The 25,146-nt window shown below is 29.5% G+C and carries 17 protein-coding genes; 15 read left to right on the top strand and 2 right to left on the bottom strand.

The window, feature by feature from the left end; translation table 11 throughout:
* Positions 1 to 63 precede the first annotated feature (63 nt).
* The 10 genes from CUEA01_RS04950 (at position 64) to CUEA01_RS04995 (ending at position 15,214) form a co-directional block, all read left to right on the top strand.
* Positions 64 to 681, top strand: coding sequence for a 50S ribosomal protein L25 (locus tag CUEA01_RS04950; RefSeq protein ID WP_234119190.1), 618 nt, complete (start codon positions 64 to 66; stop codon positions 679 to 681).
* A 149-nt stretch (positions 682 to 830) separates the two neighbouring features.
* Entirely contained in the window at positions 831 to 2,561 is a 1,731-nt protein-coding gene (locus CUEA01_RS04955; RefSeq protein WP_234119193.1) for a phospho-sugar mutase, read from the top strand.
* A 364-nt stretch (positions 2,562 to 2,925) separates the two neighbouring features.
* A complete protein-coding gene (locus CUEA01_RS04960) occupies positions 2,926 to 3,999 on the top strand; it encodes a tetratricopeptide repeat protein (RefSeq protein ID WP_234119196.1) in 1,074 nt (357 codons plus the stop codon).
* 80 nt (positions 4,000 to 4,079) lie between these two features.
* On the top strand, positions 4,080 to 4,982 hold the full coding sequence (galU, locus tag CUEA01_RS04965; protein ID WP_234119206.1) for a UTP--glucose-1-phosphate uridylyltransferase GalU: 903 nt from the start codon (positions 4,080 to 4,082) through the stop codon (positions 4,980 to 4,982).
* A gap of 260 nt (positions 4,983 to 5,242) precedes the next feature.
* A complete protein-coding gene (locus CUEA01_RS04970) occupies positions 5,243 to 7,381 on the top strand; it encodes an N-acetylglucosaminidase (protein WP_234119209.1) in 2,139 nt (712 codons plus the stop codon).
* A gap of 224 nt (positions 7,382 to 7,605) precedes the next feature.
* On the top strand, positions 7,606 to 9,465 hold the full coding sequence (locus CUEA01_RS04975; protein ID WP_234119212.1) for a polysaccharide biosynthesis protein: 1,860 nt from the start codon (positions 7,606 to 7,608) through the stop codon (positions 9,463 to 9,465).
* A 79-nt stretch (positions 9,466 to 9,544) separates the two neighbouring features.
* The gene (locus CUEA01_RS04980; protein WP_234119215.1) at positions 9,545 to 10,654 is read left to right on the top strand and encodes a glycosyltransferase family 4 protein; all 1,110 of its coding nucleotides are present in this window, start codon (positions 9,545 to 9,547) and stop codon (positions 10,652 to 10,654) included.
* Between the two features lie 137 nt (positions 10,655 to 10,791).
* Positions 10,792 to 12,108, top strand: a complete 1,317-nt coding sequence (locus tag CUEA01_RS04985; RefSeq protein ID WP_234119218.1) for a nucleotide sugar dehydrogenase — start codon at positions 10,792 to 10,794, stop codon at positions 12,106 to 12,108.
* Between the two features lie 97 nt (positions 12,109 to 12,205).
* Entirely contained in the window at positions 12,206 to 13,744 is a 1,539-nt protein-coding gene (gene murJ / locus CUEA01_RS04990) for a murein biosynthesis integral membrane protein MurJ (protein ID WP_234119227.1), read from the top strand.
* A 120-nt stretch (positions 13,745 to 13,864) separates the two neighbouring features.
* Positions 13,865 to 15,214 carry a nucleotide sugar dehydrogenase gene (locus CUEA01_RS04995; RefSeq protein ID WP_234119236.1) on the top strand — a complete coding sequence of 450 codons (1,350 nt, stop codon included), beginning with the start codon at positions 13,865 to 13,867 and terminating at the stop codon, positions 15,212 to 15,214.
* A 71-nt stretch (positions 15,215 to 15,285) separates the two neighbouring features.
* Here the strand turns inward: CUEA01_RS04995 and CUEA01_RS05000 are convergent, their stop codons facing one another.
* Together CUEA01_RS05000 and CUEA01_RS05005 are read right to left on the bottom strand one after the other, a co-directional pair.
* Positions 15,286 to 16,332, bottom strand: a complete 1,047-nt coding sequence (locus CUEA01_RS05000; RefSeq protein WP_234119239.1) for a glycosyltransferase family 4 protein — start codon at positions 16,330 to 16,332, stop codon at positions 15,286 to 15,288.
* 68 nt (positions 16,333 to 16,400) lie between these two features.
* A complete protein-coding gene (locus CUEA01_RS05005; RefSeq protein ID WP_234119241.1) occupies positions 16,401 to 17,867 on the bottom strand; it encodes a right-handed parallel beta-helix repeat-containing protein in 1,467 nt (488 codons plus the stop codon).
* A 563-nt stretch (positions 17,868 to 18,430) separates the two neighbouring features.
* Between CUEA01_RS05005 and CUEA01_RS05010 the strand changes: the two genes are divergently transcribed.
* The 5 genes from CUEA01_RS05010 (at position 18,431) to CUEA01_RS05030 (ending at position 25,134) form a co-directional block, all read left to right on the top strand.
* Entirely contained in the window at positions 18,431 to 19,516 is a 1,086-nt protein-coding gene (locus tag CUEA01_RS05010) for a Gfo/Idh/MocA family protein (protein ID WP_234119243.1), read from the top strand.
* A gap of 276 nt (positions 19,517 to 19,792) precedes the next feature.
* Complete coding sequence (locus tag CUEA01_RS05015; RefSeq protein ID WP_234119245.1) at positions 19,793 to 20,533, top strand: acyltransferase; 741 nt, start codon at positions 19,793 to 19,795, stop codon at positions 20,531 to 20,533.
* A gap of 137 nt (positions 20,534 to 20,670) precedes the next feature.
* Entirely contained in the window at positions 20,671 to 22,257 is a 1,587-nt protein-coding gene (locus CUEA01_RS05020) for an O-antigen ligase family protein (protein ID WP_234119257.1), read from the top strand.
* A 105-nt stretch (positions 22,258 to 22,362) separates the two neighbouring features.
* Positions 22,363 to 23,931, top strand: coding sequence for a murein biosynthesis integral membrane protein MurJ (gene murJ / locus CUEA01_RS05025; protein WP_234119260.1), 1,569 nt, complete (start codon positions 22,363 to 22,365; stop codon positions 23,929 to 23,931).
* Positions 23,932 to 25,134: a glycosyltransferase family 4 protein gene (locus CUEA01_RS05030; protein ID WP_234119262.1), complete on the top strand. Its 1,203-nt coding sequence runs from the start codon at positions 23,932 to 23,934 to the stop codon at positions 25,132 to 25,134.
* Positions 25,135 to 25,146: the final 12 nt, after the last annotated feature.

Consider the following 25,146-nt stretch of genomic DNA (forward strand, 5'->3'; position numbering starts at 1 on the left):
TTTTATTTTTATGTATAAAACAAAATTTAATTGTTAATAATAAACAAATAAGGAGGGTTTAAAATGGAAAATTTAAAAGCAGAAATTAGAAATAATCATGGAAGTTGCAGTGGTAAAAGGGAAAGAAAGCATGGTAAAGTACCAGGCATAGTATATGGAAAAAATGAACCTAATATAATGATTGATATTGATGCAAAGGAATTGAGCAAAAGAATATCTCAAAATGGTCAATATGGTTTTTTAAATGTAAATATAAATGGTCAAAATCATAAAACTTTAATTAAGGAAATACAGAGAGAACCTGTATCAAATAAGCTAATGCACATAGATCTTGAAGATATAAATGACAATAGCAAGATAATAAGTGAAATTCCAGTGGTATTTGATGGTACAGATATAATAAAAGCTAAAGGTTATATTGCTCAAAAATTTAAAAATAGTATAAAAGTGAAATGCCAAGGTGCTAATTTACCGGAAAATATTAGCATTGATATTTCACCAATGAATGCTGGAGAGAACTTAAGAGTATGTGATATTGAATTTGCAAAAGAAATAACAATTGTAGATGATTTAGAAGCTGTACTTGTAAATATTACGGATTCGTGGAACGGTGCTGCTGAAGAGAAGATTGAAGAGGATGTTGAGAAAGATACTAAAGAAGATTCAAACAATAAAGGTTAAAGCATGTAAGAAGGTATTACAAACGCTAAAGGTTTATTAACTATTTTTTTATTTTCATACAAAATTTAAGAATTTAAAAAAAAACAATTTAAAAACTATTTTTTTATAGTATAATAATGGTATCAAACTAATATTTAGGGAGTGATATCATGAATTATAGAGACAAATACGAGTTATGGCTTAATTCACAGTACATTGATGAAAGTGCAAAAAAAGAATTAAGAGATATTAAGGATGAAAATGAAATTGAGGATAGATTTTATAAAGATTTAGAGTTTGGAACAGGTGGTCTAAGAGGAGTAATAGGTATAGGAAGCAATAGAATGAACATATATACCATTGGAAAGGCAACTCAGGGACTTGCAGATTATCTTAATAAACACTATAAAGGAGAAATTTCTGTAAGTATAGCATATGATTCAAGAATAATGTCTAAGGAATTTTCTGATACTACAGCAAGTGTATTGTGTGCTAATGGTATTAAAACTTATCTTTTTGAATCTTTAAGACCAACTCCTATGTTATCCTTTACGGTAAGGCATTTAGGTAGTAAGGCAGGAGTGGTTGTTACTGCTTCACATAATCCAAAACAATACAATGGATATAAGGTTTATAATGATGCAGGAAATCAAGTTACAGATGAAGGGGCAGCAGAAATACTTTCTTGTATAGAAGCTTTGAAAGATTTTTCAGATGTCAAAACAATGGAACTTGAGGAAGCAAAAAATAATGGCCTTTTAGTAATTATAGGCGAAGATGTAGATAAGGTCTATATAGAAAAGGTTAAAAGTCTTACTATTAGAAAAGAATTAGTCAAAGAAAATGCTAAGGACTTAAAGATAATATATACACCTATACATGGATCAGGAAATATTCCAGTAAGAAGAGCTTTAAGTGAGTTAGGGTATACTAATGTATCTGTAGTTAAAGAACAAGAATTACCAGATGGTAATTTTCCAACAGCTCCATATCCAAATCCAGAACAGCCATCTGTTTTTAATATTGCACTTGAAATGGCTAAAAGTGTTAATCCAGATGTTATTTTCGGAACAGATCCCGATTGTGATAGATTGGGAGTTGTTGCTAAGGATGCAAATGGAGAATATAAAGTTTTAACAGGAAATCAAACGGGATCATTATTAACACATTACATAGTTTCTTCTTTAAAGGAGCTAAATGAACTGCCACAAAATGGGGCTGTAATTAAAACAATAGTTACATCAGAATTGGCTGCAAGAATTGCAGAAGATTACGGAGTAGAACTTATAGATGTACTAACTGGCTTTAAGTATATTGGAGAAAAAATAAAAGAGTTTGAAGAAACAGGTTCTAACACATACTTGTTTGGATTTGAAGAAAGTTATGGTTGCCTTGCAGGAACATTTGTAAGAGATAAAGATGCGGTAATTGGTGCGGTGCTTGTTTGTGAAATGGCATTATACTATAAGAAAAAAGGAATGAATTTGTTTGATGCTCTTAACGATTTGTATAAAAAGTATGGTTTCTATAAAGAAAGTTTAATTTCAAGAGAGCTTAAAGGAAAAGAAGGACAAGAAAAAATAAAAAATGCAATAGAATATCTTAGAAATGCATCTTTGGAAACAATTGATGGTATTAAAGTTGCTAAAAAATTTGATTATAAGCTAAGAATTGAAAAAGATATTGCTAAGAATTGCGAAAAGGAAATAAAACTTCCAGTATCTAATGTTCTTAAATTTGTTCTTGAAGATGGTTCATGGTTTGTTGTTAGACCTTCAGGTACAGAACCTAAGATGAAGATATATACTGCTGTTGTAGGAAGCAGTGTCCAAAATGCTGAAGAAAGAAGTACTCAATTTTCAGAAGCTATTATGAAGATTATAGATGAAGCTAGCAAATAACATTTGTATGGTATAATTAAATATGACTGTTGCATGAATAATTAAGTAAGTCGTATTTTTAAATATTGCGAACCATTATTTAGAGTAGAGAGTAAAGAGTAGAGAGTAGAGTGAAGGATGATTTACCTTTTCTTGCGTCAGGTAAATCTTAAACTTAAATGTTGATCAGCTTCGCTGAGCAACATTTCATAGTACGATTGATTGCGTAAGCAATCAAAAATAAGTTTTTAGATTTTCTGGAGTAAAACGAAAGAAAATCATCCATCACTCTACTCTTTACTCTCTACTCTCTACTCTGATTTAATGTTTCTCAATATTTTTAGTGCACGAATGAAAATAAATGAAAAATTATTGGTGGTGGAATATGAGTATATCAGAAGAATTTAAGGAAAAAGTATCAAAATTAATTTTTTTAGAGTTTAAAAAAGAAAGTATATATAATATTTTTAAAGTTGAAGTATCAGAAAATATATATTTACCATTAAGGGCAGAAAGAGTTATAGATAAGGTTAAAAGTGGAGAAAAGTTTAAGGACATACCATTATCATTTTTTGTTGAAGGTATGTTTTATGTACTTGGAGGCGATTCTTCATTTAAGTTTAACAATATTTATTTAAAGATATTAAATAATAATAAAGCAGAATTTATGAAATATGTAAAAGGTATAATAGTTGATGAAATAAAAAATAAAACTTATGAAGATGCTTATATTATGCTTAAAGGTCTTATTGAAATTGAAGGCACAGAAGAAAACTTTGATAAAATTATGATGCTTAGTGAAACTATTAGAGAGAAAAAGAGTGAGTTTCAAGAAGAGGAATTGGTTATAATTGAGAAAGCTAAAAAGCTTAAGAATTATGCTAATCCATATTTATATGAAGCTTATATTAAAAATGAAAATAAAGATTTTGAAGGTGCTTGGTATTGTATTAACACATATATTGAATATGGTGGTGAGGCAACTAATAAAATAAGTGAATTTAAAAATTCTATTGGTTTTATAAGAAGTTATGAAAAAGCTAAAGCTATAATTTATGATGAACCAAAGGAATCGCTAAAATTATTTGTTAGTTTATTAGATGAATTTGAAGACGATGCTATTTTAAATTATTATATAGGTATGAATTATAGAATAATTGGAAATCATGAAAAAGCTATATACTATTTAAATGAAGCAATGGCATTAGATAGTAATGTTGTAGAAGTGTTTAATGAGCTTGGTATAAATTATGCAGCAATTAATGAATATGATAAGGCTATTCAATATATGAGAAAAGCATTTGAAGTGACAAAATCTATAGAAATATGTACTAATCTTATAATGTGCTATTTAAATAAAGGAGATATTACTCAAGCTAAGTTACATTATGAGATTGCGAAGAAAATGGATTCTAATGATGAAATAGTTATTAAGTTAAAAAATGTATTTGAAAAGTAAAGTTTATTAATCCATAATGGTGTTATAATATTTAGTATAAATGTAAAAATGAGTTATAAGAATCGAAGGGAGTTTACATTATGAAAGTAAAAAAGGCTATTATACCAGCTGCAGGTTTGGGAACAAGGTTTTTACCAGCTACTAAAGCACAACCAAAAGAAATGCTTCCAATAGTTGATAAGCCAACAATACAATATATTATAGAGGAAGCAGTAGCTTCAGGAATAGAAGAAATACTTATAATAACAGGAAGAAATAAGAGAGCAATAGAAGATCATTTTGATAAATCTGTGGAACTTGAAAATGAACTTGAAAGTCATGGTAAGGAAAGTCTTTTAAAGTTGGTAAAGGATATATCAAATATGGCTCAAATTTATTACATAAGACAAAAGGAACCAAAGGGGCTTGGACATGCAATAAGTTGTGCAAAAACTTTTGTTGGAAATGAGCCATTTGCAGTTATGCTTGGTGATGATGTTGTTGATGCTAAAAAGCCATGTTTAAAGCAGCTAATTGATTGTTATGATGAATATAAAACTAGTATATTAGGTGTACAAAAAGTAAATCATGAAGATGTATATAAATATGGAATAATAAATGCCATGCACATTGATAACAATGTATATAAAGTAAAAGATTTAGTAGAAAAACCAAAGGTAGAAGAAGCACCTTCTGATATAGCTATTTTAGGTAGATATATCATAACACCTGAAATATTTCCAATACTAGAAAATACGAAACCTGGAAAAGGCGGTGAAATTCAACTTACAGATGCATTAAAGAATCTAATGCTATCAGAAGCTATGTATGCTTATGTTTTTGAAGGAAGAAGATACGATGTGGGTGATAAATTAGGATTCTTGGAGGCAACAGTTGAATATGCTTTAAAGAGAGATGATCTTAAACAAACTTTTGCTGACTATTTGAATAATTTAAAGACTCAGGAAAGATTTAAAAAACTTTTTGAAGAAAAAATTAAATAGTAATTACAATTTACAAAGAAGGATGATTTATCTTTAGCTTTGCTAAGGTAAATCATCCTTCTTTGTAAATTATGCATCCTAAACTGTGAAACATAAGATGTAATAAAAATACATAATAGCATAATTTGAGATATAGAATAATACTTTATTTAAATATTATAAAAATTTTTAGTTAATGTTTTATTAAATATAACGATATAGTATAATGTATATATAATCCTGTCCTTTTGTGAAGGGAGGTGAATGATATTAGCAGATTAATGAAATTAAGTGTTGTAGCCATTTTTGTTTTTTTAATATGTGTAGTATTTAAGCAAAATGTACAAGCAGCAACCATTTCACAAGCAGGACAAGCAGCTAATGCCAAAGCACAAATTATTTCTGTAAATACAAGTAGTAATGTAGTAAAACAGAATGATGCATTTACTATAGATGTGTTATCCAATACTTCTTCTAATGTTCAGTATAGGTTTTTTATATATTCATATGATGAAGGTAAGTGGAAGGATTTATTTAATGGATATTCATCTTCAGTTTCTGGAAACAACAAATACGAAGTTACTGTAAATAATTTAGCTGTTGGTAAATATAAAATTTCTGTTTGGGTAAAAATGGCAGGGAGCGCAGGTGCTACTAAAAATTCACTTGGACTAGGATCATATGATGGTTATCGTACCTTTGAGGAAAATGTGGTTCCTAAAGTTGATGTTGGAAAATTATCATATGAGGTATATCAAAATGATGATATAAGCTTAAAACTTCAAAGTGATATCACTGAAAAAGTGCAGTATAGGGTATGGATTAACAAATTAAATACTAATCAGTGGATTGATAAAACTAATGGATATTCTTCGCCAGTTGATGGAAATTCGCCATTTACTTTAGATATTGGCAAAATTGATGGTTATGGAGATTATAGAATATCTGTATGGGTTAAACGTTATAACACAACAGGAATGTTTTCTAATAGTCAAGGTTTAGGAAGCTATGATAATTATTATTGGTTTAATCAACATATTAATCCTATTCCTCAAATTAAAGATGTAGCAGTTAGTAATATGCTAGCAAGTGCTAACCCTAATGTAAAATTGTTATCTAATGTCAGTTCAAAGGTTCAATATAGGATATTTGTAAATAATTCAAATAGCGGTTGGCAAGATGTTACTGGTGGATATTTGTCACCAGCTGATGGGGATAATTACTATACGGCTAAACTAAATAAAATCTTAAGTGCTGGAAACAGTAAAATATCCGTATGGGTTAAAAATGCAGGAACAGATGGTAAAATAGTTAATAGTCAAGGTCTTGGAAGATATGACAACTATTATGTATTTCAAAAAATTTGTTTGCCTAAGATTAATGTACAAAACAATCAATCATTGTTAACAGAGGGAGATACGTTAAGTCTTAATGTTAGTGCACCAGAACTTGCACAGGCCCAATATAGGGTATTTGTAGCTCCATATGGAACAAATAATTGGACAGATGCCACAAATGGTTATACTTCTGCAGTAAGTGGGAGTACGCAATATAAGCTTTCAATAAATACACCTTTTAAGGCTGGTCAATATAGGGTGTCAGTTTGGGTGAAAGCAGCAGGAACAGGTGGCACTATTACAAATAATATGGGATTGGGAAGTTACGATAATTTTTACTGTTTTACTCAAAATGTTCAGTCAAAAGAAGATGCTAAAGTTCAATATATTCAAACGAATTATAATTACACTTTGCAGGATTTTTTAAATATTGAAGTTAATAATCAACCTGTATATGAAAATTCTAATGGGCAGTGGGTTAGTGCAGATAGTGCTACTGTGCTAAAGTACTTAGATCCTACTAATTATATTACGGATACTTTTGGAAGATTTGAATTCTTAAAGTTAACATATTATGATGGAATAACAGTAAATGATTTAAATACTGTCCTAAAGGGTAAAGGTGTACTGGATGGTAAGGGAAGTGTATTTTTACAGGCAGCAGCTGCAAGTAATATAAATCCAATGTATTTAGTTTCTCATGCATTGTTGGAAACTGGAAATGGTACATCTGATCTTGCAACTGGTATTGTAGTAAATAATCAAAAAGTATATAATATGTTTGGTATTGGAGCATATGATGCGGATGCAGATTACTATGGTTCACAATACGCTTATAATGCAGGTTGGTTTTCTGTTGATGCAGCAATTACAGGCGGGGCCAAATTTGTATCAAGCTCATATATTAACAATTCTAAATATAATCAAAATACTCTGTACAAAATGAGGTGGAATCCAAATAATCCATCACATCAATATGCTACAGATGTAAAATGGGCAGTTAATCAAATTGATAATATAAAATCTTTGTATGATCTTTGCCCAGCGGCAAAACTAATTTTTGATATTCCTGTTTTTAAGTAAAAGTTTACTTGTAGATAAAATATGTTTGAAGTGCTGTAAAACTATTAAAATTTAGTTTTACAGCACTTCATTTTTAAAGTGGTTTTTTGGAAAATATGCCTAAGTTATATTGCTTTTAATCTGATTTTGCATTGTTCATTTTCAATTTTTTATATAAAAACATTGAATAATTTTAAAAATAGTGTAAAATTAAATTTGTCAACAAAGATTAAGGAAGTGGATATATGCGTAAGGAAAATAAGTTTTTTGTTATAAGTGATATTGTAATGGTTATTTTGTCACTATATATAGCGTTGCTGCTGAAATATGACTTTAAAGTAGACGTTAGATATATGAAGCTATTTAAAGGATCTATAATTCCAGTAGTCATTTTAATGGTTATATTTAATAAGTTATTTAATCTTTATAATAATATGTGGAAGTATGCATCTATAGATGAGCTTTTATCAATAGTTTATTCTGTATCTTTAACTAATGTGGTGTTTATTGTATACAGTTACATATTAACTCACCTGAAGATTGCTCAATTTAAATTCGATTTTTATAGATTTCCTTATACAGTTCATATTATTTTTTGGATGCTTTCTGTATTACTTTTAGGTGGAACTAGATTTGCTTATAGGGCTTCATATGAAAGTAAGAAAAATAGAGAAGGCGTTAGCAAAAATAAAATAAGATTACTTATGGTAGGGGCTGGGGATGCAGCTGCAACCCTTATAAAGGAGATTAAAAGAAGTAAAAAATTAAATTATGATATTATTGGGCTTATAGATGATGATGGTGAAAAATTAGGTAAGCTTATTTATGGAGTTAAAGTAGTTGGTAATAGAAATGATATAAATAAATTTTGCAATGAAAATGAGATTCAAGAAATTATAGTGGCCATACCTTCAGCACCTGAAGAAAGTAGAAAGGAAATATTTAACATATGTAAAAATACAAAATGTAAGCTTAGAACTTTTCCGAGCATAAGTGACATAATAGATGGCAAGCTTGATATGAAAAAAGTAAGGGATGTAAGTATTGAGGATTTGCTTGGAAGAGAAGAGGTAAAATTAAATACAGAAAATATAGAAAAGTATATTAAAGGAAAAACAATTTTAGTTACTGGTGGAGGTGGCTCCATAGGTTCTGAGTTGTGTAGGCAGGTTTCTAGATTTAATCCTAAAAAGCTTATAATATTGGATATATATGAGAATAATGCATATGATCTTCAAATGGAGTTAAATTATAAGGCACCTAAACTCGATAAAGATGTAATAATTGCTTCAATAAGAGATAAAAAAAGATTAAATGAAGTATTTGAAAAGTTTAAGCCAGATGTTGTTTTTCACGCAGCTGCTCATAAGCATGTTCCTTTAATGGAGGGGAATCCAGCAGAAGCTATTAAGAATAATGTGCTTGGAACTTTTAATGTCCTAAAATGCTGTGATGAATATGGAGTTGGAAAATTTGTTCAAATCAGCACAGATAAAGCAGTAAACCCTACAAATATAATGGGTGCTACAAAAAGATTTTGTGAGCTTATGGTTCAAGCATTTGATAAAGTAAGCAAAACTGAATTTGTAGCAGTTAGATTTGGAAATGTACTTGGAAGCAATGGCTCTGTAATTCCATTATTTAAAAAGCAAATAGCTCATGGTGGGCCTGTTACTTTAACACATCCTGATATCAACAGATTTTTTATGACAATACCTGAAGCAGCTCAACTTGTTATTCAAGCTGGTGCAATGGCACATGGTGGTGAAATATTTGTTCTTGACATGGGTAAACCAGTAAAAATAATGGATCTTGCAAAAGATTTAATTACATTATCAGGCTTTAATCCAGGAGAAGATATAAAAATAGAAATTACAGGACTTAGACCTGGTGAAAAGCTCTACGAGGAACTTTTAATGAGCGAGGTTGCCTTAACAAGTACAGAACATGAAAAGATACATGTTGAAAAGCCTATGGATATTCAAATGAGTTTTATTGAAAATTCAATTGAAGATTTTAAAGAAGTTCTAAAAGAAAATGATAAAGAAGAAATATATAAAATTATGGAGAATAAAGTTCCAACATACAAGAGAAAAAAGGATTAATACAATATTATATAATGAGTACACATATTGTTTAATGCATAGAGAAAATACTTTAAATTACTAATGCTGGAGGAAAAAGATGAAAAAAGTTGTATGTCATATTTCTACTGTCCATCCGCACTATGACACAAGAATTTTTTATAAAGAGTGTAGAAGTTTAGCAAAGCAAGGATATAAGGTTTATTTTATTGTAAGCTATGATGGAAATAAGAAAGAATTTGAAGGAGTAAATATAATTCCTATTAATAACAATAAAAATAGATTTTATAGGGTATTTATAAAGATTTGGATTGCACTAAAAAAAGCGTTACAGCTAAAAGCTGATTTATACCATATACATGATCCTGAGCTTATAATAGTAGCTGTAATTCTACGCTTGTTTGGAAAGAAAGTTATTTATGATGTTCACGAGAATGTGCCTATGCAAATATTGAATAAAGAATATCTCGGTGGGGCTTTTATAAGAAAAGTTGTATCAGGCTTGTTTAATGTATTTGAAAAATTTAATGCCCATTTTATGACAGCAATTATTGCGGCAAGACCAGATATTTCAGAAAGGTTTTCTGAAAAAAAGGTTTCCGTTGTTAGAAATCTTCCTGTATTAACTTCAATTGATAAGGTAAAGCCAGCAGAAAAGGTTAGTGAAAAAGAAATTGTAATTTATGCTGGTATGCTTACAGAAATAAGAGGTATAAAAGAAATTATTGAAGCAGTAGGACATTTAAATGGTAAAGCAGAGCTTTGGATATTTGGAGATTGGGATGAACCAGAATACCATGAAAGATGTAAAAAATTATACGGATATAAGTATGTGGTTGAAAAGGGCTTTATTCCACAAGATGAAGTATATTCTTATATGAAAATATCTAATATAGGAGTAGTTAACTTTTGGGCAGTACCAAACCATGTTAGGACACTTCCAAATAAACCTTTCGAATATATGGCATGTTCAATACCAATGATTATGTCTGATTTTGAATACTGGAAGTCAATTTTTAAAGGATGCTATTTGCCTGTAAACCCTAAAGATCCTAAAGAAATAGCTGAAAAGATAGAATATTTAATTGAAAATAAAGATGTAGCTAAGCAAATGGGTCAAAGTGGAAGAAAACTTATAGAAGAAGAATACTCATGGGAAGCAGAAAGTAATAAGTTATTTAAAGTATATAATGATATTTTAAAAAATTAGATTTTATTTTCATTATAATAAAATAATTAATGCCTTAATTATATGTGAAATTTTTCAAAAAGGATGACAAAAAATTCTTATTGTATTATAATTTGAATGTGTTGAATTTATAGCAGTAAATTTAGGAGGTAATATTTATGTCTCAATTGAAGGACAATTTAATGTTAAAATTAAAAAATAAAGAAGCCAAACTTGGTGTTGTTGGTTTAGGGTATGTAGGTCTTCCTTTGGCAGTTGAAAAAGCTAAAGCAGGATATAAAGTTATAGGATTTGATGTTCAGTCAAAAAAAGTAGATATGGTTAATGCCGGAGACAATTACATAGGGGATATCGTAAATGAAGATCTTAAAAAATTAGTGTCAGATAAACAATTAACAGCAACTACTGATTTTAGCTTTGTTAAGGAAGTGGATACCGTTTGTATTTGTGTTCCAACTCCACTTGATATATATAAGCAACCAGATTTATCATATGTAGTTAGTTCTACTGAAAGTGTAGCAAAATATTTGCACAAAGGAATGTTAGTTGTACTTGAAAGCACAACTTATCCTGGAACAACTGAAGAAGTATGCAAGCCTATACTTGAAAAGAGCGGATTAAAATGTGGAGAAGATTTCTTTTTAGCATTTTCTCCAGAAAGAGTAGACCCAGGTAACAAAGAGTTTAAAACTAAAAATACACCTAAGGTAGTTGGCGGATGCACTGAAGAATGCACACAGGTTGCAGCAGCACTTTATAGAAATGTTCTTGAAAGTGATGTTAAAGAAGTATCATCACCAGCTGTTGCTGAAATGGAAAAAATTCTTGAAAATACTTTTAGAAATATAAATATAGCTTTAGCAAATGAAATGGCAATGTTGTGTAATAAAATGGGTATAGATGTATGGGAAGTTATTGATGCTGCAAAGACAAAGCCATATGGATTTATGCCATTTTACCCAGGTCCAGGACTTGGTGGACATTGTATACCATTAGATCCATTTTATCTTGAATGGAAAGCTAAAGAATATGATTTCCATACTAAATTAATAGAAACTTCAGGAATGATAAACGATTGTATGCCTGAGTTTGTAGTTGATAATGTAATGAAATTATTAAATAGAAATAAAAAGGCGCTTAATGGAGCAAAGGTACTTTTATTAGGTGTAGCTTATAAAAAAGATATTGATGATATGAGGGAATCTCCTGCACTTAAAGTTATCGATCACTTAATTAAAAATGGTGCAGAAATAATTTATAATGATCCATATATACCATCATTTAAGCATAATGGTATTGAGTATAAATCTGTTAAATGGCAAGATGCGATTAAGTCTGCAGATGTAGTTGTTATAACTACTGATCACAGTGATTATGACTATGAAAGAATAATTGCTGAAGCAAATTTAATATATGATACTAGAAATGCAACAAAAGGTGTTAAAAATAATAGGGAAAAAATAGTAAAATTATAGAAAATGCTAATTTTAGAGGGCTTAATGCCCTCTAAAATATTATTACCTATGCTTTAGTAAAAGTAAATACTACTGCAATTGATTTTGAGGTGGGGTTATGAACACAAAAGTAAAAAATATAGCTAAGTATAGTATGATTATTACTATAATTTTGATAGTAAGTAAGGTATTTGGTTCTTTAAGAGAATTTGTTATAGCAGCAGTATTTGGAGCTACTTCTGAGTCGGATGTTTTTAAAATTGCAACAACTATTCCAAATTCAATATTTTCATGTGTCTCAGCAGCACTTGTAACTACTTTTATTCCTATTTTCTCCATGGTGAAAGATGATAGGGAAAAATCAAATGATTTTTTTAGTAATATAATTAACATAGTTGTTTTAGCATGTTTAACGTTATCTGTTTTAGGAATATTATTTTCAAGACAGTTGACTAAATTATTTGCTAGTGGTTTTACACCTAAATATTTTGAAATGACTTCCAATATGACTAAAATAGTTATGCCAAGTATAATTTTTCTTGCGGTTGCAGGGTTATATACTGGATATCTTCAATGTTATGGAATATACATTCAACCAGCAATTACTAGTATAGTATCAAATATTGTAATAATAGTTGGTATTGTAGTATTTATGAAATATGGCATAACGGCGGCTATTATATCGTTTTTATTAAGTGCTGTAGTGCAGACTGTAGTTCAAAGACCGTTTATGAAAAATTTTAAATATCGATTTTACATAAATTTCAAAGATGAAAATTTTAAAAGGATGTTAAAACTTGGCGTACCTGTTTTAATAAGTGCTACTGTTAGCCAAGTAAGTTTAATTGTTGATAGGACATTTGCCTCTCATTTAGCAGCAGGAAGTATATCTGTAGTAGACTATGCAAGCAAAATTAGTACATTAATAAATCAAGTTTTTGTAGCGTCAATAACTACTGTTTTATATCCAATGCTTACTGAAAAATTTAATAATGAAGATAAAACTGAATTCAAAAATTTAATTGTAAAGACAGTAAATATAGTAATAACTGTTACTATTCCATTGATGTTGTGCATGATTGCATTAAGTACGCCTATTGTAAGGTTGCTGCTTCAACATGGTAAATTCACAGCTGAGGATACTAAAATCACATCAATGTGTTTAAAATATTTGGCTGTAAGTACCCTTGGATTTGCACTGATGGATTCATTAAGTAAAACTTTTTTTTCGGCTCGAGAGACTATAATTCCTATGGTTAATGGATTTATACAGGTTATATTAAATGTAATATTTATTAGTGTTTTTGTACCGATATTTAAAGTTAATGGATTGCCATTAGCAACCGCTAGTTCAAGCTTAATTATGGGAACAATATTGCTGTTTGAGGTAAGAAAAAGGCTTGGTGGTATTACAATTAAAAATACAGGTATTGCTTTGGGAAAAGCGCTAATACTTGGAGCAGGAATGTCATTATCTGCATATCTTATTTATTTTGGTGCAGGTATTATGTTTAATATAAATTCTATAACAAAATTAGTGATTACACTTGTTATAAGTGGAATTGTGGCTATAATTGTTTTTGCTTTATTATCAAGGCTACTTAAAATATCTGAAGTTATGGAGATTATACAAGTTAAATTAAAAAAGGCCAAATGATTTATATATATAAATTAGGTTAATAATTTATATATAACATCATACATATGATAGTAAATGTTAAAATGGTAGATGTGAAAAAAATAACACAAGATTGTGTAAGTTAATTGGAGGTTTGTTGTGAATAAAGTAAATGATATATTTAATCTTAAAGAAGATATCCAATTAGAATATAAAAATGTATGCGTATTTGGACAAGGATATGTTGGATTACCTTTAGCATTAAGCTTTGCGTTGAGAGGCTGCACTACAGTCGGAGTTGATGTTAATAAGTCACTAATTGAAGAGATTAGTAATGGAATTACCCACCATACCGAAAAGTTTCAAGGGGTATCAATTAAAGAAATTTTAGAGAATGAAATAAAACAAGGAAACTATACTGTGACAACAGATGCTGAATGTGCTATGAAAAGTTGCAATAATATAATTATCACGGTTGGAATACCAATTAAAAAAGGTGAGTACATAGATAGCGATTTGAAAAATGTATGTGAGGCTATAGGAAATAATTTAAAAAAGAATGATTTGGTTATAGTTAGGAGTACAGTTATTCCAGGAATCACAGAAGAATTAATAAAGCCTATTTTAGAAGAAAAATCAGGCTTGACAGCTGGTGTTGATTTTTATCTAGCGTATTCATCTGAGAGAATTGCTGAAGGAAGGGCATTTGAAGAATTTGCTAATATGGATACTTTAGTAAGTGGAATTAATGAAGAAAGCTATAATAGGGCTTCAAAATTATTAAGTATTGTTTGTAAAGCAAGGATAGTAAAAGCTTCAAATATAAAAGTTGTAGAAACTGCTAAAGTATTTGAAAATGTTCAAAGAGATGTAAATCTTGCTATGGTTCAAGAGTTTGCTAGATTTACTGAGGCTTTAGGAATTGATATATTCGAAGTAATTAATTTGGCTAATACGCATAAAAGAGTAAATTTGTTAACGCCTGGTCCTGGAGTTGGAGGCTATTGTATACCAAATGCATATCATTATTTAAGCCCTAAGGCATCAGAATTGAATGTTCCTATGGATATATTAAAATTAAGTAGAACGAAAAACGAAAATATACCAACATTTATATGTAATAAGGTTGAGGAACTTTTAAATAAGAGTAGTAAAAATATAAATGAAGCAAAGATATGTGTTTTAGGAATAGCTATGAAGGACTATTCAAATGATGATAGAATAAGTCCAGCAATTGATACAGTTAAACTACTTATAAAAAGAGGGGCAGTTGTAAAAGCATATGACCCTGCTGTTGTAACTGAATATGATTTTAAAGTTTCAACACAAAAAGAGGCGGTTGAAAAGGCTGACGTTATTCTTGTTTTGGCAGTACAGGAAAATATAGAATTTAACAACTTTGAGATGTTTTCTGAAATGATGAATAAAAAACCTATATATATAGATACTAAAAATGTATCTCAAAAAGAGTTGGCAGAGAAAAATGGTTTTTTGTATTGGAAAATATAAGCTTAAAGATACTAATGGTGTAGTGAGCATTTAAATATATAAAAACATTGTGAAGTAAGAGTATTCTTACTTCACAATGTTTTATTGTATAATTGTTCAACTATCTTCGCGTTGTTTTCCCAAAGAGCTTTTTCTCTTATGATTTTCATATTAATTTTAGAAACATCAGAAAGAGAAAAATAGTTTCTAACACACCAATTAAGTGAATCACAAACAGCATTTTCATTTATTGAATCCAGCACAATTCCATTTTGTTTATTTGTAACCCATTCTAAATTTGATGGAAGATTTGAAACTATAGGAAATAAACCGCAGCACATGCTTTCAAGTAAGCTAACAGAAGTTGAATCAGAGTCTGGTATTGAAATAAATATGTCATTATTTATTAATATATTTCCTAAATCTTTTCTTTCAAAGGAGCCTAAAAAATTAACATGATCTTGTATATTTAATGATTTTACTAAAGAGTTAAGGTTGTTAAATTCAGTTCCATTTGCAGCTATGTCCAAATATAAATTTTTATGTTTAATTAGAGCTTTTGAAAAACCTCTAATTATAATATCGATATTATATAGTTTTTCTAATCTTCTATAACTTAGTATATGAATTTCATTTTTACTAAAGTCGTATTTATGTTCAAAGCTTAATAAATCATTTTCTATACCCATAGGGAATGTTAAAATTTTATCTTTATTACCACCGAGCTCGATTATTTTTTGTGACATATAATTTGAATCGGAAGTTATGTAATAAGAGTGTTTTAAAACATATTGTACGATTTTTTTCATAATAAATGATTTCTCAGGGGCTAATAGTATATCCGAACCCCAAGCAGATACTATAGTCTTATACTTTTTTTGTGAAGCTGCATAAAGTCCGCAAGTGTTAACCTGATGAGCATGAAGTATATCGGGATTTATAGTTTTTATTAATTTATGTACTTTATGAACCATTAAAGGGAAATTTTTTAGATTGTAGTTTATATAATGAACTTTTGCCCCTTTAATAGGTACATTTGAATGAGAAATTACATGAACTTCATTTCCGAGTGTTGTAAAATAATCTACCCACTTTACAGTATGAGAAATAGCAGAATTTGCAATGTAACATATTTTCATTTAATTACCACCTTAGAATAGTTAACGTTAATTCACAGTTCATGATAATTGTGAACTGTGAATTGATTTTAGTATGTTAAAAATGACATTTTCAATGGAGTTAAAACTTTTCCGCTTGTAGATGTTAAGTTATTTATATATAAGCAATACATAGTATTATTAGTATAATTCTTATTAGGTGAAACTACAATAGTTTTTTGATCGTCTGATAGCTGTAAGCTTGTACTAAAAATATTTCCTAAAGCATCTTCAACCCATACAGTGTTACTATTTAAAGAAGCTTTGTCTATAGTATTGTTGAAATTTATGCTCCAAGTTTTACTTGAAGAAACAAAGTTAGTTGTTTGATTAAAATTAGAAAATTGTAATCTTTTTGATATTTCTGTGTTTTGGGCATTTAATACGTCATTAGTTCTAGAAGCTGTTGTAAGTTTGTTTCCACCTAAATCTTCTGAATATTTACTTTGCCAAATATTAAAATCCATGCAGAGGTTATGTGCATATACAACTTTACTATCAGATTTAGCATAACAGTTGTTATTAAATGTATTATTATCTGAGTTATTTTCCATGTCTACATTATAATCACTATTTATAGAACCGAATAAATTATTTTTGAATACATTATTATTTGATGAATCGTGTATTCTTAAATCATAAATTTTATTGCCATAAAACGAATTTCTATATACACTGTTGTGCTCAGAAGATGTAAAAATTGTAAGACCATAAGCGTGATTATTGTATATTTTATTATTTGAAATAGTACAGTAACTTGCACCATTATGACCATTAGAGCTGCCGTAAAATTGTATACCTGAACCGACATTATTGTAAATTTCGTTTCCATCAATAATTATATGACTTACACCATAGCCTATGTATATTCCGTGATCTCTATCTGTTCTATTAGCAGGTAAGCTTATGTCGTGAATTTTGCAATTTTGGATTGTGCAGTATGATACATTGGCATTAGCAAAAATACCCTCAGTACCATAATTACCTGTTAAAGGGCCATTAATGCCGTATATGTTTAAATTATTTAAATTTATATGATTTACATTGCTACTAGTGCCTTCACCATCTAGCCATACACCAGAGCCAGTATAATTTGTTATATTTAATCCGGAAATATTCCAATAACATGCATTGTCGTGAAAGACTATTCCATTTCCCATTTCTGTAGCATCACCATCGGCATATAAGGTTACTGTCTCATTTGGGTAGTTTTTTATAGTGAATTGTGAAGTAGGGGTACCTTGTTTATAAATATCAAGTCTTTCATGGTATGTACCGCCTCTAACTATTAAAGTGTCACCAGGCTTCATATAGTTACAAACGGCATTTTTTAATGTTTTAAGAGGCTTGTCTATACTTCCAGTATCACTAGTTGCTTGTGACCAATTACAGTCAAACCCATTCGGTGAAACATAATATGTTTTTGCATATGCTGTAAATTTACTAGAAAACCCTGTTGCTATAAATACTAATGCTGTCGAGAATAAAAATAAAAATAATTTATTTTTGCTTTTCATAAATTCATCTCCTTAAAAATAATCCAAATGTAATTATACAATACAGATAAGCAATTTGAAAAGTTAAAATTGCTTGTACCAAATTCATCCTGTTAAATTACAATTTGAAAAGCAGAGTACAAAGTACAGAGTACAATGAAGGTGGATTTGCCTTCCTTGCGTCAGGTAAATCTTAGAACTTATATAATGTCAGCTTCGCTGAACACCACTTGTGGTGCGATTGCGTTAGCATTAAGTTTTGAGATTTTTCGTAGCGTTAGCGGAGAAAAACCGTCCTTCATTGTACTTTGTACTCTGTACTTTGTACTTTGGATTCTCCTAGACAAATTCTAATTTGTCGTGATAAACTTAAAATTTGGTTACAATAAATATTATTATAATGACAAAAAAATGATGTTGTATTATAATAAAGATTAGGCATGTTTAACTAAAAGATAAATAAATTTGAAAAGTTAAAGTTTATTTGCCTTACATAATGAGAAGTTTAGAAATTATTGGTGAGTAAATTTTGATGTTTTTAGGTTGTTTATATACAAATACTTATAATTTTGAGGTGAATATTTATGAAAAAATTAAGGTTTGCAATTATTGGTTGCGGAAGAATTTCATATAAACATGTGGAAGCACTTGTAAATAATAGGGAAGAGGCAGAACTTGTTGCAGTATGTGATATAGAAATAGAAAAAGCAGAAGGTAGAGCTAAAGAGTACAAAGATAAGATGAACTTAGATCTAACTGTTAATACATATGCTGACTACAAAGAAATGCTTAGAAAGGAAGATATAGATGTTGTTACAATTGCAACTGAAAGCGGATATCATCCTGAAATTGCAATATACTGCATGAGTAATAAAAAGAATGTTATTTGCGAAAAACCAATGGCACTTTCAATAAAAGATGCAGATGATATGATTGCAGCATCAAAAAGTAATGATGTTAAATTATGTGTAAGTCATCAAAATAGATTTAATAAGCCTATCAAGCAATTGAGAAAGGCATTGGATGAAGGAAGATTTGGCAAACTTATTAATGGAACTGCAAGAATACTTTGGAATAGAAATATGGATTATTATAGGCAGGCACCATGGAGAGGTACATGGGAACTTGATGGTGGAACTTTAATGAATCAATGCATACATAATATAGATTTACTTCAATGGATGATGGGAAGCGAAGTTGAAAGCGTATATGCAGAATGTGGTAACTTCTTAAGAGATATAGAAGCAGAAGATTTTGGAGCAGTTGTAATTAGATTTAAAAATAAAGCTATAGGAATAATAGAGGGAAGTGCTTGCGTTTATCCTAAAAATCTGGAAGAAACTTTAAGTGTATTTGGAGAAAAGGGAACAGTTGCTATAGGCGGACTTGCTGTTAATAGAATCGAAACATGGAGATTTGAAGATGGCAAGGATAGTGAAGATGAAATATTAAAAGCACAAGCAGGAGATCCTGATACAGTGTATGGTTTTGGGCATACACCTTTATTTAAGGATATGATAGATGCAGTTAACAATAATAGAACTCCACTTGTTAGTGGTGAGGAAGGCAAGAAAGGTATGTCTATTATACTTGCTGCTTATAAATCATCACTTACTAAAATGCCAGTGAAGTTTCCACTTGAAAATTTCTCAACTTTGGATATGAAATAAAGATAAATTATATTTAAAATATTTGATTTTAAAGGAAAGGGGCTGTTGTGCTAATAATTATTTAATACGTAGTTTAAAAATATTACGAATTAACTTAATCAATGCACAATTTACAGTTCACAATGCACAATGAAGGAAGATTTTCCTTCATTGTGAATTGTGCATCGTGAATTGTAAATTGATTTGATTCGTAATATTAAAAAACTACGGTTGAACAATTTTTTAGTGCAACAGCTCCTTTTGGTTAAGATATTAATGTGAATAGAGGGAGTTTAAATGAATTATATTTCTGAAAAAAGTAATATAGGTGAAAATACAAAGATTGGGCATTTTGCTGTAGTAGAAGACGATGTAGTTATAGGTGAAAATTGTATTATTGGAAATAATGTCGTTATACATAAAGGAAGTAAATTAGGCAAAAACATTAGGGTTGATGACAATACAGTTATAGGAAAAGAGCCAATGAGATCCGTGAATAGTATTTTTAAAGAAGAAAAAAAATATGAACCATGCATTATTGAAGATGGATGTTTAGTTGGCGCAGGTGTAATAATATACTGTGGATGTAAAATAGGAGAAAATACGCTAGTAGCTGATTTGGCAACCATAAGAGAGAATGTAACTGTTGGAGTTAAAACAATAGTTGGAAGAGGTGTGGCTATTGAAAACTTTTGCAGTGTTGGTTCAAATTGTAAAATAGAAACCAATGCATACATAACTGCCTATTCGCAAATTGAAGATTCTGTATTTATAGCACCTGGAGTTGTTACCTCTAACGATAATTACGCTGCACGCTCTAAGGAAAGATATAATCATTTTAAAGGAGTTACTGTGAAAAAGGGTGGAAGAATTGGTGCTCAAGCAACTATACTTCCAGGAAAGGTTATAGAAAATGATGCTTTTGTTGCAGCAGGAAGTGTAGTTACTAAAAATGTTGAAAAAGAAAGCATTGTTGCAGGTAATCCAGCAAAATATTTAAGAAATGTTCCTTTGGATCAACTTTTAGAAAATCAATAAATATGATTTTATAAAGATAAACCACCGTCAAACTTGAAATTCACTTGTACAAAAATGCCGGCTTCTACGCATTTTTGTGCACATGGATTTTAATAGTTGGACTGGTATATATCTATAGACAATTTAGGAGGAGAAAAATGCTTGCAATAAATAAAAAAAATTATATTTACTTAGCCATTTTGGTCATATTTACTATAGCTAATGCAGTAATTAGTGGCACTTATATAACAGGAGGTATATTTGTAGTTTGTTCTGCGATTGTTATTTTGGTTTTAAAGCCTGAACAAATTTATGAAAATTTAATATATACCCTTATAATTACTTCAGTAATGGATTATACCTTTTTTATACATTCTTCAAAATTATATGTTTTTCATTTCTTTTTAGTTATAACTACATTAGTTTCAATTTTTAAATTTGTTCAAAATAGAGAAAAAATATTGAAGACTATGGATAAGAAAATTGCAATATTTTTTGTGATTTGGCTTGTATACATGTGCTTAAGTGTAGTTTGGTCTGCAAGTAGAACTAATAATATTAAATACATTGCTATATATATAATGATGTTTGCATTTGTTTTTGATATAGTAGTTTACCATGCAATTGGTAATAGCTTGAATAAGACTATAAAAGTTTTTGTATTTATGTTTTGTGTATCAGTAATTGTTGGAATGTTTGAGATTTTACTTGCAAAACAATTACCTGTTCAACATTACTATGATGTGTATAAGCAATACAAAATTGAAAAATCAACTTTAGTTGAATTAAGAAGTAGGCCTATAGCATTTTTCTTTAATACAAATAATTTTGGAACCTTCTTAACTATAGGAATTCCTTTTTTACTTACTATAAGTTATTTTATAGAAAACAGAAAAATTCAAATTATTTCTGTTGTAGCTGCGTTTATAAGTTTTGTTGTATTAGTTTTAACTGCTTCTAGAACTAACTATTCCGTTTTGATGTTAATTTTGGCAGTTTATTCAGTTATAATTTTGTATGGAAAAAAATCTAAATCACTTATATTTACAGCAGTAGTTGGAATTGTTACATTAGCAAGCGCAGTGGTAGTAGTTTCATCTAAGTTTGCAAAGTATGGAGTTGTAATCATGATAGCATTTGCTGTAGTGTATGCAATCTTCATAGCTTTAGAAAAGAAACCAAAAGTTTTAGTTTTCCCAGTCATATTTATTATTTTATTTTTAGCCGCTTATAATTATTCATCTGTATTAAGCACTAAGAATGATTATAGACAGAAGGTAATTAATGGTTCAACGTCAATAACTGATATTAAAAAGGGTACTGAAATAGGTAGAGCAGATTCTATAGGTGAAAGATTAACAGTTGCATATGACGTAGTTAGTGCAGTTATAAAACAGAAACACTTTTTAGGTGTTGGAGTTGGAAATTCTTCTTATTATGTAGAAAAGGCAAATAATACCCATAAAACTTATGATCCACATGGATGGTTTATAGAATTGTTCGGGGATTTTGGAATTTTATTCTTTGTTCTATATATTGCATTTTATGCGTACTTGCTTAAAAACCTTTTTGATGCATATAAGACAGGAAAAGGTAGTCAAAAATATATTTCGTTATCACTATTTTTAGCTTTAGGTGGATTTATATTCGGGAGTTTTTCACCAAGTTCAGTTACGTATTTTCTTCCTCACTGGCTGCTTTATGGTTTATGCATATCCTGTATCAATAACAAGAAGAAAATATAGTATATAATTTTTATTAGTAAATTGTTAATTGTTCTTGTATAAATTTTACAAGAACAGTTAGCTGTTTTGCTTAAAAATTTGTATAGTTTGAAAGGAAATTATTGAATGAAGAAAAAGAGTAACAGCATAATTAAAAGCGTTACATTTATTGCTTTTTTTACATTGTTTGCTAGGGCTTTAGGGCTTTTAAGGGATATGATAACTGCTTCAAAATTTGGAGCTAATAAAGCACTTGATGCTTATGTTGCAGCTTCAAATGTACCAATGATTATATTCATGACAATTGGTACAGCTATAACTACTACGCTTATTCCTTTGTACAGTGAAAAATTAAAAGAGGGAAAAGAATCTGCAAATAGGTTTGCTAATAATGTACTCAATTTTTTTATTTTAGCTACAGGAATAATATCTTTAGTTTGTATAATTTTAAATAAACCAATTGTTCATATATTAAATCCTGGTTTTAAGGGAAGTGAACAATCTTTAACCCAAATACTAACGGTGATATTAATACCTACTTTGATTTTTAACGCCATAATATATATTTTTAATGGAGTGCTTCAATCAGAAGGTCAATTTACAGTACCTTCACTGGTGTCACTTCCATTGAATGGAATAACCATAATATATCTTTTTATTTTTGGAGCTAATCAAGGAGTTATTGGATTAACAATAATAACATTTGTGGCTACTTTTGCTCAAATAATACCTCAATTATTTGCAATAAAAAAAGTTGGATTTAAATATAAATTTTTTATTGATTTTAAGGATGAGGCATTAAAGAGAATGGAAGTAATGATAATACCAGTAATAATAGGTGTTAGTGGACAACAAATAAATAGCATGGTGGAAAGAGCTGTTGCAACAAATTATAGTGCTGGAAGTTTAACTGCTTTAACGTATTCATACAGGGTATTTACTTTGTTTGTAGATGTGTTTGTTGTTGCAATATCAACAGTAATATATCCAATGATGTCAAAACAAGCAGTAGAAGATAATTTGAACAATTTAAAAGCTACACTTAAAAAATATGTAAACATTCTACTAGTTTTAATAATTCCAATTACGGTAATTATAATGTTGGAAGCAAACAGCATTATATACATATTATTTGAAAGAGGAAAATTTGATAGAACAGCTACACTTACAACAGGAAGTTTGTTATTAACGTATGCTTTAGGTTTACTTGCCTATGGACTTAGAGATTTTATATGTAAAGCTTACTACTCTTTTAAGGATACAAAAACGCCAATGATTAATAGTGCTATTGGAATGTTAATAAATGTTGCTTTAATATTTGTATGCGTAAAATTTATGGGATTAACAGGTTTAGGATTTGCTAATTCAATCTCAACATATATTTGTTGTTTTTTACTTATTTATCAGTTAAAATATAAAATAGGTAAATTTAGTATAAAATCTGGTGTTATAACGGCTATAAAGACCCTTGTTGCATGTGCGGCAATGGGATTGTATATAAATGTTTTAAATTCATATTTGCTCACAAGTTTAAATTCAACTATAATTGTTTTATTAAAGCTTATAGTTATAGGCGGCACTGGCTTGTGTGTATTTGTTATAGCATCATATATACTAAAAATAGGTGAAATTGGAACTATTGCAAATATAGCCATAAGTAAAATAAAAAAGTCTGATAAATCAGGGGTGAATTAAATGAAAATATTATATATTACAGCACAGACCCCTTATGGGGATGGAGAACAATTTATACCACCAGAAATTATAGAAATGATGAATAAGGGAAATGAAATAATAGTTGTTCCGCTAAGACCAAATCGTGATTTAGCAAAAGGCGGTGAGACAAGGCAAATAGCTAAGTATACTAAATATGTTCCTCTTATTAATGTTAAGGTTGTTTTATGTGCTGCTGCTGTATTATTTAAGCACCCTATAAAATATTTTAAGATACTAGGAAATATTTTAAGTAATTCAGGCAGTGTACTTAAGGTATTTAAAAATTTACTTTTGCTTGGTAAAGGACTTGTGATAGCTGATATTGCAAAGGAAAATAATGTAGAGCACATACATGCACATTGGGCATCTACTCCATCAACTGCAGCTTTTATTGCTTCCTATATGTCTGGTATAGAGTATAGTTTTACCTCTCATAGGTGGGATATAGCTGAAAATAATATGCTTAGAAAAAAGGCAGAAACAGCTAAGTTTATAAGGGTAATAGATGATCCAGGTTTTAAGGAAATGGTTGGATTTATTGGAGAGGCAAATAAAGAAAAGTGCCATAAAATTCATGTAGGTGTTCAAATTGCTGATGCAGAGGTAAAGCCTAAAAAGAAGAGAGATTATTTTTATATAGTTACACCAGCTAATTTCGTAGAGAAAAAAGGTCATAAATATTTGATTGAAGCAATTGAGAAACTTGTAAAAATGGGTTATAGTATAAAATGTAGTTTTTATGGCAGTGGACCTTTGGAAAAGCAATTAATTGATAATATAGAAAAGCTAGGAATGAGCGATTCAATTAAGGTATGCGGTAAAATTGCACATGATGATTTACTTAAAATGTATTTAGAAGGTGAAGTTGATTGTGTAGCACTTCCTAGTATTGTTACAGCTGATGGTGAAAAAGAAGGTATACCAGTTTCTCTTATGGAAGCAATGGCATATAACATTCCAGCAGTGTCGACCTATACTGGAGGTATTCCAGAACTTTTAGGTGAAGACTGTGGTGTATTAGTTCATGAAAAAAACATAGATGAATTGGTTGAAGGCTTAAAAAAACTTATAGATGATGACGGCTATAGAAAGACGGTTGAAGTTAATGGATATAAACGCGTTTATGACGAATTCTATATATCTTCAGTTGTTACAAAAATGTTGAAGCTTATGAAAGATTGATAGGAGTGAATT

Source organism: Clostridium hydrogenum, assembly GCF_021432385.1.
Classification (GTDB): Bacteria; Bacillota; Clostridia; order Clostridiales; family Clostridiaceae; genus Clostridium_S; species Clostridium_S hydrogenum.